Genomic DNA, 15,952 nt, shown 5'->3' with positions numbered 1-15,952 from the left:
CATTGCACATAACTTTACTTACCTAACTTATGTATTAATTACCACGTTTAAATTCTCAGTACAATAGCACTTATGTTTCAAAAATATTTGTGGTGTATGCAGCTCGCATTCATCGCAGTAATTGTACTTAAGTATTTTGTCGCTCTTTATCGGTAGTTTAATTAACCAGATCTTTTTAAAGAAAACTTTATATAGCTCGGATAAAAAAACTGTTATGGTAGCTACAACAGATGAGAAATAACCGAATTTTTACGCAGAAATCCCGTGTCTGTGTAAATCAAAATTGATAGACAGTTTCGCACGCAAGTTACGAAACAGGGGAATTGTTGTCTTTTTTTAACCCCAAATAGGTGTATTATGTCAAATTTAAATTTTCCAGTTTCTGTAAGGGCGATCGCCTTTATCGACACAAGAGTACAAGATTATCAAAGTTTGGTGGCTGGGGTAACACCGGGTACGGAAGTTGTGGTGTTAGATGGGAACGAGGATGCGATCGCACAAATTACTCAAATCTTAGCCCTTCGTACCAATATTGACAGCATTCACATCGTTTCTCACGGTGCTCCGGGTAGCCTGCAAGTGGGCGATGGTAGCTTGAATGCAGATAATTTGGAAGCTTATTCGGAACAATTGCAGCAGTGGCGGAGTGCTTTTACAGACAGTGCGGATATTCTGATTTACGGTTGCAATGTGGCATCTGGGCCTCGCGTTTGTCCGAAAGTCCGCCGGGGATTTAAATCCCCGTCTCATAGCGAAAGTCGGTTGAAACCGACTGGGAATAATTCATTTATTCAGTCATCTTTAGATGACTTGCGCTATGAGACGGGGAATTCATTCCCCGGCGGTACCGGGGAACAAGCGAGAGATTTAGATGTAGATTTAGAAATAGATGGTTTCGCATTCATCCAGCGCATCGCCCAACTCACAAATACCAATGTTGCAGCTTCCAAAAACCTCACGGGAAGCGCGGCAAAAGGCGGCGACTGGGAACTCGAAGCAACAACCGGAGAAATTAACACACCGCTGGTATTTCGGGAAGATGCGATCGCAAATTACAGTCATATCCTATCCAGTTTTGGTAATGCGACTAATTTTCCAATGACATCAGATCCGTTTGTTCCTTCAGTAGATTATAACGGTGACGGTATCTTCGACTTAGTAGTAGGTGGCGGAGTTTTCTTAGCCAATGGAAATGGCAGTTTTAAACAGCCCATCAGCTTTAGCGGAGGCCCGTCAAGACTTGGCAACTTTAATGCCGACACAATATTAGACTTAGCAACAGCAAATCCAGTCTTTTCTGGCACTGTCTCAATTAGGCAGGGAAACGGCACTGGTGGCTTTGGTGCGCCCATAAACTCAAATGTAGGGAACACTCCCCTATCTATTGCTATTGGTAACTTTAATGCCGACACCTTCCCCGATTTGGCTGTGGTAAATGGTAACCCTCAAGGTGGTGGAAGCGTCTCAATTTTGTTAGGGAATGGCACTGGTGGCTTTGCCCCTGCCACCAGCTTCGGTGTCGGAGGAATTCCCGCTTCAGTTGCTGTGGGAAACTTTAACGCCGATAACTTTCTTGACTTAGCAGTCGGGAACAGTCTTTCTAATAATGTCTCAATTCTCTTAGGAAATGGCACTGGCGGTTTTAGTAGCGCCACTAACTTTAGTACGGGGCAATTTCCCAATTCCATTATTGTGGCCGACTTTAACGTAGATGGCAACCTCGATATAGCAACAGCCAACAACGGTTCTAACAACGTCTCAATTCTCTTAGGGAATGGCACTGGAGGTTTTAGTACCACCACTAATTTCACAGCCGGAACAAAGTCCAATTCCGTCACAGCGGCAGATTTAAACGGCGACGGCAAACTCGATTTAGCCGTATCGAACTCTGGCGCTACCAACCTATCAATTTTACTGGGAAATGGCACTGGAGGATTTAGTTCGCCGATCGACTTTGCATTGATAGGGCAAAACCCTGGGAGGGTAACAGTAAACGATTTTAACAACGATTCCCTACCCGACTTGGCAGTAATGGTAACAAACGGAGGTTCTAACAATGTTTCAATCCTGCTAAATACACCAAACACAGTTAATTTCGGTGCGGCAACTTACAGCGGTACAGAAGGAACAACAGACACAGTAGTTAATATTCCCGTCACCATCAGTGGCGGCACTCCCTTGGGCGATGTAACTGTACCAATTGCGATCGACCCCAGCAGCACAGCAACCCAAAATTCAGACTACACTATCGCCCCGACATCGATTACATTCCCCGCAGGTGCAACAGGTGCGGCACTCACCAAGAATATTGCACTTACGATCAAACCCGACAACATCGCAGAAAACGCCGAAACCGCAATTCTCAACTTTGGCACAATCACCGGTGGCGTTGGGGGTACAACCAAACAAACAACACTAACTATTGCTGCTAACGGTACTGTTTCCTATGCGGTTGCTGCGGGGATTGCGAGCATTCCTGAAGGCGATAACGGCACAAAACCTCTAACTTTTACTGTGACTCGCAGCGGTAGCACTGGCGGGGCAAGTAGCGTCAATTATGCGATCGCCGGAACTGCTACCAACGTCAGCGATTACAACAATATCGGTGGCACTTCTGCGGCAACGGGTATCGCAGGCACGATTAATTTTACAGCCGGTGAAACATCGAAAACTATTACTCTCGATGTGTTAGGCGACACCATCGTTGAACCCGACGAAACAATTATCGTCACCCTATCAAGTCCCGCAGGCCCGGGCGTAACACCAACAATTACCACTGCTACCGCCACCACAACGATCGCCAATGATGACAAAGTTGGCGTTACTGTTAATCCAATTACCGGATTAACTACGACTGAACTCGGCGGTAAAGCTACTTTCACAGTCAAACTCAATTCTCAACCGAGTGCTAACGTTACTTTCGGCTTAAGCAGTTCCAATGTTGCCGAAGGAACTGTTTCGACTAATAGCTTAACTTTCACTCCCGCCAACTACAATCAACCGCAAACAGTAACGGTGACTGGCGTTGACGATTTGGTAGCTGATGGAAATGTAGTTTACAAAATTATCACGGCGGCGGCTGTCAGCACCGATCTTAATTACAACAATCTCAAGCCTGATGATGTCACCGTCACCAACAGTGACAATGAAACTCCGGGAATTACGGTGAATCCGACGGCGGGATTAACTACGGGCGAAGATGGCAGCAAGGCTAACTTTTCGGTGGTGCTGAATACTAAACCAACGGCTAATGTAATTATTGGTTTGAACAGTTCTAATGTGGCAGAGGGAAGTGTTTCGACTAATAGTTTAACTTTCACTCCGGCTAACTGGGATACAGCGCAACCGGTGACAGTAACTGGGGTAGACGATAGTATTGTTGACGGCGATATTGACTACAAAGTTATCACGGCGGCTACTGTTAGTACAGATCCGAATTACAGCAACAAAGATGTATCGGATGTTGGTATTACCAATAAGGACAATGATACGGCTGGTGTTTCTATTAGTGTTGCCGAAACAACTGCTACAGAAGGCGGGGCTAATGGCAGTTACACTGCGGTGCTGAAATCGCAGCCGATCGCCCCTGTCACTCTCACTCTCACCACAGGTAGTCAGATTGAGCCGATCGCGCCTATCACTTTCACATCCGTTAATTGGAATGTATCTCAACCAGTTACGGTGAAAGCTGTTGATGATGCGATCGTGGAAGGGGCGCACAGCGGGAATATCACTCACAGTGTGACTAGCGGTGATGTTAAGTATAACGGGATTGTGGTTGGTGGGGTGGTTGTGGCGATTACGGATAACGACATTGCACCAAAGCCACCAGTAGTCGTCGATCCGATAGTCGTCGTCGAGCCAAAGCCACCAGTAGTCGTCGATCCAGTAGTCGTCGTCGAGCCAAAGCCACCAGTAGTCGTCGATCCAGTAGTCGTCGTCGAGCCAAAGCCACCAGTAGTCGTCGATCCAGTAGTCGTGGTCGATCCAGTAGTCGTCAATCCGCCAGTCACTACAGGAACAGGTGGCACAAACAGACCGATCGTCATACCGAGATCTAATGAAACTATCTTGGGATTACCGATAACTGGCGATCGGCCTTTGGGTATTCCCACGGTAAGTTTTTCCCAAGCTACTTACAAAGTCAATGAAAGTTTCACAGGAATTGTTCAGGCACAAATTACTCTCACTCGCACTGGAACTCTAGGGGATCTAAACAGCAGTTCCACGGTGTTCTTAGAACCTCCTACAGGTTCAGCGACTTTCAGAACAGATTGGAACTTTTCCTCCATCCCCAATACCCCTCCTTTTCTCATCTTTAACCCAGGCGAAAATAGCAAAACTTTCACAATTGACATCTTACCGGATGGTATAGCTGAGGGAACAGAAGAAATCGCGTTTCGGATCGCTAATAATGCTTTTAATGCCAGTATTGGCACTCCAAGCTTTGCCACCGTGGAAATTTTGGATGCTGAGTCACGGTTCATCGACACGAACGTTCCGATTTCTCCGAAGCGCTTGTACTCAGCTATCTGGGGAGACTATAACAATGACGGCAAACTGGATATCCTCGGAAACAACCAAATCTACAAAAACACCGAACTCCTCGATAACAACAATCAAAGGTCTAGCGAATATGGCTTTAGCGAAAGTAATCGAATAGACTTGTCAGGTGATTTCTCAGCATGGGGAGATTACAACAATGATGGGCGCCTGGATTTCTCGGTCGGCCAGAATCGTGGCAGCAACAATGAAAGCAGAGACATCTACAGCAACAACTTTGCCAAGAGAGCAACGCTACCTGATGTTTACGGGTTCCGTTCCTACGTGACTTCGGCAGATTATAACAATGATGGTCGTCTGGATATCTTGCAAACAGCCAACGATAGTTGGCGGGATGATAATAACAAGCTCTATCGCAACTCCGGCTCTGTCAACGGTCAAGACAACTTTAGCTTTGAGCAACAGAGCACGACTGGACTACCATCCAGTAGAGGTTTCGCTGCTTGGGGCGACTATGACAACGACGGTAAACTTGATGTTCTGCTCAATGTGCCGGATTCCAGCGGCAGAACAACTGCCAAACTCTACCGCAACTCGGGCAATTCCAATTCCGTTTTTAATGGTTTTTTTAATGGTTTTACAGACACTGGCGTAATATTTCCTGGTTTTAGTAACGTTGATCAAATCGCTTGGGGAGACTACGACAATGATGGCAAACTGGATATCCTAGTCAGTGGTTCCGATAGTTCATTCCAGCAATCGCAGTCCATCACCAAAGTCTTCTGCAACGCAACCAGTACCAGGGAGCCAAACAGATTTGATGACATAGGTGTAAAAATACCTGGTCGGGTTAATTCTCTATCTCAAAATCCTTGGGGAGACTACGACAATGACGGCAAACTGGATATCCTAGTCAATGTCAGTGTTTTGACTCAGCTAGATGCGGGAAGTTCACAAAAAGTAGTCACCAAAGTCTATCGCAACAACACAGGCAGACCTTTTAACCCAAATGACCCAAATGGCTTTATTGACCCAAATAGCTTTACTGGTCAAAATAGCTTTATCGACAGTGGCGTAGAAATCGGCAGTGTCGTATCGCCTCCTGGTGGTCAAGCTTATTCCAATGCAGCTTGGGGAGACTACGACAAGGATGGAAAATTGGATATCCTGGTCGCTAGTAATTCAATAAAGGAACTCAACAACCCAGCAGGAGATGTCTTCTCTACCAAAATCTTCCGCAACAACACTCCTAAAGCGAACACTCCTCCCACCGCACCCACAGGGCTGACGGCTGCAGCTTCGGGCCCAGAAGTTACCTTCAACTGGAATAAAGCGAGTGATGCTCAAACTCCTCCTAATGGTTTAAGCTACAACCTTCGAGTTGGCACTAAGCAAGGGGGCGCAGAGATTCTTTCCCCGATGTCTTTGAACGATGGAACTCGGCAACTCGTGGGGTTGGGGAATGTCAATCAAAACACCCGATGGCAACTCAAAAACTTGCCCCGAGGGAAATATTTCTGGAGCGTGCAAGCAATTGACACAGCTTGGGCCGGTTCGCCTTTTGCCAAAGAAGGCAGTTTTACGATCGACAACCGCCCGCCAGAAGAGAAGATTCGTTTAAGTGGCAGGTACACTGAGCTTAACCAACCCATCAAAGATGTATACATTGACCCTGATACCAATCTCTATGGCGACCAGATTTCCTACCAGTTAACTCTACCTGATGGCAGTCCTTTATCTAATAGTGATCCAAACACTAATTGGCTAGGAATTGAATCCAGACCCTGGGAAAACACCATCATATTTACCGGCACCCCTCCAAGTGATGGGAAACCCTTCGAGGTGAAGTTAATCGCTACAGACTCTTACGGTGCCAGTAGCGAACAGACTTTCAAGGTGACAACAAAAAATGGTCGCTGGGTAATTGACGGCTACATCTCCGGTGCAACTGTCTTCCTCGATGCCAACAAAAACGGCATCAAAGACACCAACGAACCATCCACAATTACCGATACAGGCGGCAAATTCGATCTCAACATCCCCTTCGAGATATTCGACACGAACAAAAACGGAGAAATCGACCCATCAGAAGGCAATTTAGTTGCGATCGGAGGCACTGACACCGCCACCGGATTACCCCTAGAAACACCAGTCACCGCACCACCAGATTCCACAGTTGTCACACTCCTAACTAGCTTAGTCGCCGACTTAATCGACAAGGGAATTGCACCCGAAGCCGCCCAATCTTTAGTCAAAGCCGCCCTTTCCCTCCCCGCTGAAGTTGACCTGACTAGCTTAGATCCAATCCTAGCTACCAACAACAACCAGCCTGGGGGAGTCCAAGTCTTAGCAGCAATGGTGAAAGTCCAAAACACCATCACTCAAACAGTCGCTTTGATTGACGGTGCATCCAGTGCAGCCGATCGCGATCTTGTCAAAGCTGTTGTCAGTTCAATGGGCGATAAAATTCAAGGCGGTGCTATCTTAAACCTCAGCAATCCAGCCGCCTTAGAACCAATAATTCTGCAATCCGCTGCTAAAATCCAGCAGATTGACCCCAGTTTCAACATTCAAAAAGTCACCTCTATTACCTCGCAAGCTGCGACAGTAATGGCAACAGCAAATCAGCGCATTGATACCGCCGTCACCAACCCAACAGCAACATCAATTCCCCAAGCCGTTGCCCGCGTCCAACAAGTATCCTTGGGCGCAACTACTCAAGACTTCAAAGCAGTTGGTGCCGGAAGCAAGCCAATTTCCCAGTTAGTTACTGACAATACTGGTGCTGCTTTAGATAGCAAAATTCAAGCAGTAACATTGCCTGCTGGGATTGCAACTCCTATAGTCACCGGTGACGCAGATTTGGGCAGCAATTCTGGTCAAATCAACGGCACAAATGGCGATGACATCCTCACTGGCACTACCGGAAATGATGCAATCAACGGCCGACGAGGCAACGATTCCCTAGACGGAGGCCTTGGAGATGACACTCTTTACGGCGGCAAAGGTAGCGATACTTTGCTCGGCGCTAGCGGTAATGATGTCTTGTTTGGCGGCCGCGGTGCTGATATCTTAAACGGCGATGATGGTAATGATATCTTGTTTGGTGGCAAGGGAGATGATTTACTCAATGGCGGCTTAGGAAATGATACTTTGACTGGAGGAAAGGGAGTCGATAAATTCCTAATCTCCACCAATTCTGGGACTGATACTATTACCGATTTTGAATTTGGTAAAGACTTCTTAGTATTGGGTAACGGGCTGAATTCTTCACAATTGGCGATTAGTCAAGATAGCGGTGTAACATTAATTCGGTTTGCCCAAACTGGAGAGATTTTAGCTTCTATCAGCGGAGTTTCTGCTGGGAGTATTACCGCAGGGAGTTTCGGATTGATTTAACAAAAATCGGCGGTTAAAACCGCCTATATACAAACAAAACCCCCGGAGGCGGGTTGAAAAAGACCGGGCGAATGGAATTCGCGTCTATACAGACAAAACCTGCCTCCGCAGGTTGAAGAATAGGCGGTTAAAATTGCGTTTTTTCTTCAGTCCGCGGAGGCGGACATTGTTTGTATAGTCGCGGTTTCAACCGCCGGATTTTGTCTGTGCAGACGCGGTTTCAACCGCCGGATTTTGTCTGTGCAGATGCGGTTTCAACCGCCGATTTTTCTAACATATCAAATCAACAGCGCTGATATCGCATACCCGGCAATTGCGAAACTAATCCCAACAATTCCAACTGCAAAAGAATACCAGAAACCGTCCCCGCTTCCAATCCCGCAGCCTCCACAATTGTATCAAGAGAATTCGGCCCCGAACCCAGAGCTTTTAACACTACAGCCAACTCCCCATCCAATAGCGGCTCTGGCTTTTCAGGGGTTGGATTTGCCGGAAACAAGGACAACTGCTGCGCGCTATCCAATTTTGGCATAGCTCCGAGCATTTCTAGCAATCGGTCTTCGCTTAAAAGTCGATCGCTATTGGGGAGAATCGGATGAGCACCTTTACTCAGCAACTCCAAACATCCAAACGATCGCTCATCATCCAACCTTCCCGTCAAAACATACACATCCCGACAAAACTCATTCGCTTGATAAGCAGTAATTAACGCCCCCGACTTCTGCGGAGCTTCTATCACAATAGTAGCGCGGCTCAAGCCAGCAATTATCCGATTTCGGCGCGGAAAATTAGTTTTATTCGGTTGAGTGCCCGCCGGATATTCACTAATTGCCAATCCCTGCTGTAACAGGCGATCGCACAACCGCTCATTTGGCTTAGGATAAACGATATCAACCCCAGTACCAAAAACAGCCAAAGTCCGACCTCCCGTCTCCAAACAGCTTGTATGAGCCTCCGTATCAATACCTGCGGCAAATCCCGAAACAACAGTAAAACCATTTTTAGCCAAAGCCACACTAATTTTACGAGTCCAGCGGCGGCCGTATTCCGAAGGACTGCGAGTGCCAACAATTGCCACCGTCGGCGTAATTCCTTGATTCTCTTTGATATCGACTAAACCGCGATAATACAGCACCGGCGGCGGGCTGGGAATTTCCAATAATAAGCTGGGATAATCCCGATCTGCGGGTGTCCAGAAACAGGGATTGTTAATAAGATGTTTCTCAATAAATTCTTCAGGATTGAGTTTAGATCGTTCTTGTACAGTGGTATCAATTACCTGCTTGCCAAACCCTTCTACTCGCATTAAATCTACTGGTTTCGCCATCCAAGCTTCTGCCAAAGTATTAAAATGTTGGTGCAATCTTTGCAACAAAATCGGCCCTATACCATTAATCTGTGACCATGCTAACCAGTAAGCGCGTTCTTCTAGCAACGACTTGCCCTCAATTTATCTGAAAATAATTTTATCATTTTTGGTATAAACAGCACTATCCATTGCTGTCAACTTAAAAAAGGTACGTTGTTGGGCTTTAGCCCTCTTTAGATTTATAGACAAAGAGGGCTGAAGCCCAACAACGTACCTAAGCTTTCCAATTGACAAAACGGGCATAAATATAAGCAATGATTTCCCCAGTCACAGTCCGAAAACCTGCGCTAGATTTCCACCATTCTTGTGAGTTATAATCTTCCGATTCCGCAGCTATAATCCCGACTTTAATTTCAGGATTCAACACTTCTTTGAAAACCATCCAACTGCGGCGGGCATGAGTGCCAATAGAATAAAGATTGATTGAGTCCACTTTTAGGGCAGAAGTAGCTAGCCAATCTCGAAGTGCGATCGCAGAAGCAGCAGTGCGGTGTTTCACAACATTCGGTGCGGGTACAGCTACCACTTTGTCCTTATCAAATCCTAGCGCAATACAAGTCGCGGCGGTCAGTTCAGCATAATTTTTATATTGGGCGAGATAGTGGCCCTTACTTACCGGAAGCCCGGTTGTCACCAATTTCCGGTATCCGCCTTTGTTGAATTCTGCGATCGCACTTTCGACTGCATAATCCGGCAACCAGCCTTCCACAACCACTATATCTGCTTTAATCGGCGCATTTACCGCCAAAAATGGATGAATATTTGTGATAATTAAGACCATTGTAATGATTAAACCTGCGATCGCAATTACCCAACCTTCCCAGGTAATTGCCCACATCTCTCGGCGGCGGATCAGACGAATTTTCATTTTATAGCAGAAGGAAGAAGGAAGAAGGAAGAAGGAAGAAGCAACAATACCAATGGTTTCAGGAAGAGGGAAATAGTGAGACAGTGAGAAAGTTATAAAATTGCCTTATGCCCTATTCCCTATGCCCTATGCCCTATTCCCTATTCCCCATTCCCAAATTATTTGTGTTTGAGATACTCAAAAACGCTCTTATCGCCGATATCCTGGGGGATAGGTTGAAAAAACTTGCGGACAGCAAAAATGATGAACAATATCGCCCAAAGTCCCAGCAGCAACTGTTCATTTTCCGGTGTCAAGAAGCCAAAAATATGTCCTAAAAGTAATAGCGGAACTCCCGGAGTCAAAAACTTAGTTTCTAGGCGGTTAAAGCAGAAAGCTTCTTTAAAAAAGATGCCATTCAAGGCAGCAAAAGTAAAGCCAATTCCCCACAAAGTCGCTGGATGTTCGTACACCGCCAAAGCCAAAGGTTCGCTACTTTGTAAAGCGACAAACAGTGCTGCCGCGCCGCCGATCGCCCAAAACATCTGTAACGTGCGATGCAGCGCAATCATGTAAATGTGAATAGTTGCCAAACTAACGCCTAAAGCTATCCAGAAACACGCAAAAACAGGCGTTACAGCTTGAATTGCCATTGGGTTGTCGCCCTGTTGCAACACCAGAGTAGCACCCACCGCCAAACACAGCGCCGCCACCCCCAATCCGGCGCGGTAGATCAACACTCCAGTGCGATCGCTTTCGGTAATCGTAAACTCGCCGAATTGCCCTTGATAGACTGCCGATTCATCAGGCGATTTCAGTAATTGCATCACAGCTTCCTCCTATTTGTCAGACACGAATGTACTTCTACCAAGATATACTTTATTGATAAACCGATACAGCGAGACCGAGCGATGCCCAAATTTAACAAACCTAAAGTTAACCAGCCTAAAGTTAACAAGTCTCAAGTTGACGATCGCCCAAATCAAAGCAAATCCCTTCCTTCAGAATCCGAACTTCCTTTAGTTCAGCTTGATGAAACCATTGTAGCAGGTAGAAGACCGAAACCGCTAAACGACTTGCAGCGCTTGCTTGCTGAATTACCAGAATTAGGAGGCACCTTCAAGCCAGAAATCTTCGCCGATCTCGATGAAAACAACCCATTTAATGGCGGTCAATTTGAAAGTAAGATTAGAAGAATCCTGGGAAACAAAAAAATCAATGCCGATCTTAAAAATACAATCAAATATTTAGACTACCTCAAGCAAAATTTTCAAGTTCCGTGCCATGTTACTGGCATAGAAGAGTTTGAATGGGAAGAAGAGTATCTTATGGGTTTTGGCACTAAAAAAGAATATGCAAGGCTCAAAAAAACTCAACCTTCTTATACTGATAAATTCACAATTCATCGGTTGGAAGATTTTTCTATTCAGGAAGACGGCATATTTGTGGAAGTTCAGCGCGTCGGCGATCGCAAAAAGTTTATGTTGCGTTTAGCAGAGTTAGAATCAGTTGATGATATCCCCCCAAACAATCATTTATTACATGATTATGCCGTGTGGTGGATTAATTATTAAGGAAGAGGGAGATTGGGAGATTGGAAGAGGGGGAAAAATCTTCCTTCTCCCCTCTTCCCTCTTCCCTCTGAAAACTGTCAACTGTCAACTGTCAACTGTCAACTCTTCCTTCTTCCCTCTTCCCTCTGAAAACTGTCAACTGTCAACTGTCAACTGTCAACTGTCAACTCTTCCTTCTTAATTAGATTGAAGTAGCAAAGTGCGATCGCTCGACTTTTGCCAAAGCTTCAACTAAACTGCGAACAGCAGCAATCATCGCCACTTCGCTGTTAAGTTGGCTGACAGCAGAACCGACGCCAACACCCGCAGCGCCAGCGCCAATAGCCAGCGGTGCAGTGACGCTGGAGATGCCCGAAGCGCAGAGTACGGGGACTTGTACGGCGCGGGAAATTTCAAAGGCTGCGGCCAAAGTAGGCGCTGCTTTTTCAATCAATCCCAAAGTTCCGGCGTGAATTGGTTGGGCGCTAGTACCGCCTTCGGTTTGGATGATGTTAGCGCCAGCTTTGACTAATTCGGTTGCTAACTGTACTTGTTTGTCCAGTGTCAAAATGTGGGGAACTGTTACAGAAAGAGTGATGTTCCCAAATAGCGATCGCGTTTGGCGAGTCAACTCCAAAACTTCCTCAGCTTCAAAGCGGCGCCCTACGGCGTAGAAAGCATCAAAGTTGCCAATTTCAATCAAATCAGCGCCAGCTTCTACCGCAGCTACAAACTTTTCTGGTTCCACAGCCGACACACAAATTGGCAAATTTGTCAACTGTTTTGCCATCAATACCAAATCGCGATCGCAAGCAATATCGACAAAGGAAGCGCCACCGAGATCCGCTGCTTTGACAACAGCCGCAACGTTAGCCGCATCAAAATTATTTAAACCGCTGATAATTTTCAGGGCGCGGCCTTGCTCAAATGCGCGCTGCAATTTAGGAGTTACACTCATAGTTAGCCTTCCAACTCAGAAAATTTGTTAGACTCATTTTGACACGAATTAGAACTATTTTTGATTTTTAATTCTTAATTTTTATAGGACTGATACCAATTTTTTATGAGGGTGCATAGAATCTGATCCCCCCTAACCCCCCTGGTGGGAGGGGGGGACAAGAGTTACTCAAAGTCCCCCTTCTTAAGGGGGATTTAGGGGGATCGGGATATGTGCAACGACCCATTAAATTGGTATGACGCACTCCTTGTTTAGAAACCGGGTTTTTTTACGAAAAGACGGATTTTAGACCGCAGATTAGGTAAAAAACCCGGTTTCTGGGTGCCGATGCGTAAGTTTTGTTTTAATTATTTCCCGGCTGTCGAAACTTGTGCACATCTTTGATAACTTGTACCCAGCCGTCAGAGAGAGATTCCAAAATACGATCGCCCTTTTCCTTCGTCGCCACCGTCGCATCGCCCAACACACCGCTATCAGTCAACTCTCGCGTCAGCCAAACAAAAGGCAAGCTACCTTCCATACTCAGCAAACTGTCAGCAGGCAAATCCCTCGGATACTCGCAAACTGCTCGCTCCATTTTCACCTGTTCGGGCAAAATTGACAACATCAAACTCGTTTCGGCATCTCCCGCGTGAATTCCCAATTCTAACTCTTTCGCCGTGAGTAATTGGGCCGCCACATTCGGCACCCGCCAAACAAACAGCGGAAACACTGAAAAATCCTGATATTTCTGATGAATATCCCGCACTGCAATTTCCATTACCTGCGGCTGTCCGCCGTGGGCATTCATCAATACTAATTTCCGAAATCCTGCCCGGTAAATACTGTCAGCAATTTCGCCAATTGCGGCTAAAAGTGTCTGAGCGCCGATCATAGAAGAACGTTTGAGCGTCGCCATCAAAGGCTCGGGCATAGCAAGCTGGGATCTAGACGTGCGAACAAATCGAGTAATTTGGTCGGCGAACCATTTCAGGATTTTCGGCTGCGAACCGACACCGGGCGGCGAAACTACGATCGCAGTGTGGAAAAAGTTCGTGCATCCAGACGACTTAAAACAAGTCTTGCAGGCAGTCAAAACGGCTCGGGAAACGCGATCGCTCTACTCGATCGACTACCGAATCGTGCGCGCAGACACGGCCAAAATCCGCTGGTTGAGCGTGTTAGGGACTCGCGGACAAATAAAATACCAGTCAAAATGGGATAATCGTGATATCCCATTTTGGTAAAGTTTCAGAACGTTGCCATGAGGGCAAATACTGTTTTAACTCATGAGGTAAGACTTTTACGCCTTTCTCATAAGTTGTCTCAATTAAGTTTACAATGGGATTAATTCCTTTCCATGTCATGCTAGATGCCCAGTGTACGGCAGTTTCAACTGAATCTAAAATAGCACCATTCCAATAGTGTTCAAGTGCCGCCCAGCAGCGTTCAATTGAGTTATACTTACTATGATATGGTGGATAGTAAATTAGTCGGATTCTTAAGCCAATTGCCTGAGATAACTCGATGATGCGTTTGATCAATAAAATCTGTAGTTTCAGCGGACTGTCCCATATAAATCGATAGTTGATCACTTTGAGTGTTAAGAATGCCAAAGGGGACTAATACAGCTTGCCACTCGGTATCATGATCGTCAGCCGATTTCGGTTCGATGGTTCTGGCTTTACCTCCCCGTGACAGGTTGCCAATTTTTACTTTCGCTTTGGTATCAATTGATATTCGCAGAGACTTGACATCTAGATTGGAGGCTTGATTCTCCTTCAATACATTCTCAAAAATCGCATCAGTTTCGGGAATTTTTTTCAAGGGCTTGGTTTTTTGTGTTTTTTTAGGCGATACCCCATTCGATTTAAAATCGCGCCAATTGTCTGACGAGAAGGTAATTGCTCACTGTCGTAGTTCTTCTGACTCACTAATGCCGCTCGTACCGCCATGGCCGTGATCCGGGCATACAAAAATGTCGATTGAAACTTGGGGTCTGCCTGGGACTCTGGATCTACTAAAGAACGAATATCGGCTTCTAAGTTGGGCAGCAAAATTTCACTTTTATGTCGCCCTCGTGCCCGGTAATTATCCACACAAATCAACCCGGTTTGTCGTTCATGTAAGCCTAGTTGAACACTGTCTCGGTTCCACCCCATAAATGTTTCTACTTTGCGGGCCCAAGCATTAAAGTAGTCTTCAGCCACTTTTGCCATAAAGTCTCGACGGCGATAGCCTGTCAGTTTTTTTGCCGCATCTTTGAATGTTAATTTCACTGGCTCACTCAAGATCATTTCTAGCATCCCAATTACAGAAGTAACAACCGCTTATGTCAGATTTTTTGTTTCCTACTCTTCTAGGATAACTGGGGTTATATTTAATCGCAAGCCCCTTATATGTTGCTGCGGCAGGTGCGGGCTCTGCCGCCGGAGCAAGGCGGATTGGTTCCCGCGATCGCCCTTACCGCCTATGCTGGAGAAATTGACTACCAGCAAGCCCTGACTGCGGGGTTCCAGCGGCACATTTGTAAGCCTTTAGATCCAGACAAGTTGGTGCAGGCGATGTTGGATGTGTTCGTGGAGCGATCGGGCAAAAACATTTTTTAATTTAAACTATTTTTTGCTGCTAAAAATCTTTATTTAACGAACCGCAAAGGCGCGAAGAACGCGAAGGAAAAAGAAGAAGAAGAAGAAGAAGAAGAAACAAATAAAATAGTTTTGTAGTAAGGACTTTAGTCCTCTCTCGGTCTGAGGAGCGAAAATTAAATAATTTACACATATTTGTGGGATGGGCGTCCCGCCCGTCAAGAAAGGACAAGAATCATAAAATTGTAAGTTATTTAATTCTCATTCCTGAGGACTAAAGTCCTCACCACGAACCAATTGATTGCCGATCGTATCCAATAAAAAAACCTCACAGATGGAGGTTTTTTGATGATTGTTGGCGCTATTCGGACAGGTTAAAACATCCTGTCCCTGCATCATGCCCACAGCCCGTTATACCCTAGTATTAGCGGTAATCTGTACGAACTGCTGGATCGCGATCGCCAGTTGTAGTGGTATAGCGGACATTTTCTTCGCGTTTGCGGGGCATTAAACCGAGCAAACCGGACAAGCCGAGCAAGCCCAACCATCCCCAATCAAAATCGCGATCGTTCTCAGCACTGTAGACACCAGAGCGAGGAGTAGTAGTGGTAGTGGTAGTATCTCTGCTGTTAGTACCCGGAGTTGTATTTGTCTGAGCCGAAGCAGGCAAGTTAGCTGGCACAATGGCTAGACCAGCAGCGATAATACCTGCACCGATTGCTTTGGATAAGTCAGAACGTTTCATAATTCAAATGC

Annotated in this window: 9 protein-coding genes and 2 pseudogenes; 4 read left to right on the top strand and 7 right to left on the bottom strand. The window is 46.0% G+C overall.

Annotated elements, in window-relative coordinates; genetic code table 11:
* The first annotated feature begins 357 nt into the window (after positions 1 to 357).
* Positions 358 to 7,902: a DUF4347 domain-containing protein gene (locus tag JGK16_RS17545; RefSeq protein ID WP_293191510.1), complete on the top strand. Its 7,545-nt coding sequence runs from the start codon at positions 358 to 360 to the stop codon at positions 7,900 to 7,902.
* A gap of 283 nt (positions 7,903 to 8,185) precedes the next feature.
* Here the strand turns inward: JGK16_RS17545 and dprA are convergent, their stop codons facing one another.
* The 3 genes from dprA to JGK16_RS17530 form a co-directional block, all read right to left on the bottom strand.
* Positions 8,186 to 9,337 (bottom strand): DNA-processing protein DprA, encoded by a 1,152-nt coding sequence (gene dprA, locus JGK16_RS17540; RefSeq protein WP_293186850.1) that lies wholly within the window; start codon positions 9,335 to 9,337, stop codon positions 8,186 to 8,188.
* Positions 9,338 to 9,485: 148 nt separating this feature from the next.
* Positions 9,486 to 10,139, bottom strand: a complete 654-nt coding sequence (locus JGK16_RS17535) for a YdcF family protein (protein ID WP_293186851.1) — start codon at positions 10,137 to 10,139, stop codon at positions 9,486 to 9,488.
* A 158-nt stretch (positions 10,140 to 10,297) separates the two neighbouring features.
* On the bottom strand, positions 10,298 to 10,945 hold the full coding sequence (locus JGK16_RS17530; RefSeq protein WP_293186852.1) for a DUF2301 domain-containing membrane protein: 648 nt from the start codon (positions 10,943 to 10,945) through the stop codon (positions 10,298 to 10,300).
* Between the two features lie 84 nt (positions 10,946 to 11,029).
* Between JGK16_RS17530 and JGK16_RS17525 the strand changes: the two genes are divergently transcribed.
* Positions 11,030 to 11,692 (top strand): hypothetical protein, encoded by a 663-nt coding sequence (locus tag JGK16_RS17525; protein ID WP_293186853.1) that lies wholly within the window; start codon positions 11,030 to 11,032, stop codon positions 11,690 to 11,692.
* 181 nt (positions 11,693 to 11,873) lie between these two features.
* Here JGK16_RS17525 and JGK16_RS17520 read toward each other — a convergent pair whose 3' ends face one another.
* Both JGK16_RS17520 and JGK16_RS17515 read right to left on the bottom strand, forming a co-directional pair.
* On the bottom strand, positions 11,874 to 12,629 hold the full coding sequence (locus JGK16_RS17520; protein ID WP_293186854.1) for a DUF561 domain-containing protein: 756 nt from the start codon (positions 12,627 to 12,629) through the stop codon (positions 11,874 to 11,876).
* A gap of 343 nt (positions 12,630 to 12,972) precedes the next feature.
* Positions 12,973 to 13,500: pseudogene (locus JGK16_RS17515) on the bottom strand (creatininase family protein); the annotation flags it as partial.
* Positions 13,501 to 13,561: 61 nt separating this feature from the next.
* On the opposite strand from JGK16_RS17515, the gene JGK16_RS17510 reads away from it, so the two are divergent.
* Positions 13,562 to 13,855 (top strand): PAS domain-containing protein, encoded by a 294-nt coding sequence (locus JGK16_RS17510; RefSeq protein WP_293186855.1) that lies wholly within the window; start codon positions 13,562 to 13,564, stop codon positions 13,853 to 13,855.
* Here the strand turns inward: JGK16_RS17510 and JGK16_RS32765 are convergent.
* Positions 13,820 to 14,770, bottom strand: a pseudogene (locus JGK16_RS32765) (ISAzo13 family transposase). The gene JGK16_RS17510 and the pseudogene JGK16_RS32765 sit on opposite strands and share 36 nt — an antisense overlap.
* Before the next feature lie 237 nt (positions 14,771 to 15,007).
* On the opposite strand from JGK16_RS32765, the gene JGK16_RS17495 reads away from it, so the two are divergent.
* A complete protein-coding gene (locus JGK16_RS17495; RefSeq protein ID WP_293185897.1) occupies positions 15,008 to 15,217 on the top strand; it encodes a hypothetical protein in 210 nt (69 codons plus the stop codon).
* Between the two features lie 403 nt (positions 15,218 to 15,620).
* Here the strand turns inward: JGK16_RS17495 and JGK16_RS17490 are convergent, their stop codons facing one another.
* A complete protein-coding gene (locus tag JGK16_RS17490; protein ID WP_293185898.1) occupies positions 15,621 to 15,941 on the bottom strand; it encodes a WGxxGxxG family protein in 321 nt (106 codons plus the stop codon).
* Between the last annotated feature and the right edge of the window lie 11 nt (positions 15,942 to 15,952).

Origin of the sequence: Microcoleus sp. PH2017_09_SFU_O_A (assembly GCF_020738625.1) — a bacterium.
Classification (GTDB): Bacteria; Cyanobacteriota; Cyanobacteriia; order Cyanobacteriales; family Microcoleaceae; genus Microcoleus.
This window is presented reverse-complemented; position numbering and strand designations above follow the sequence as displayed.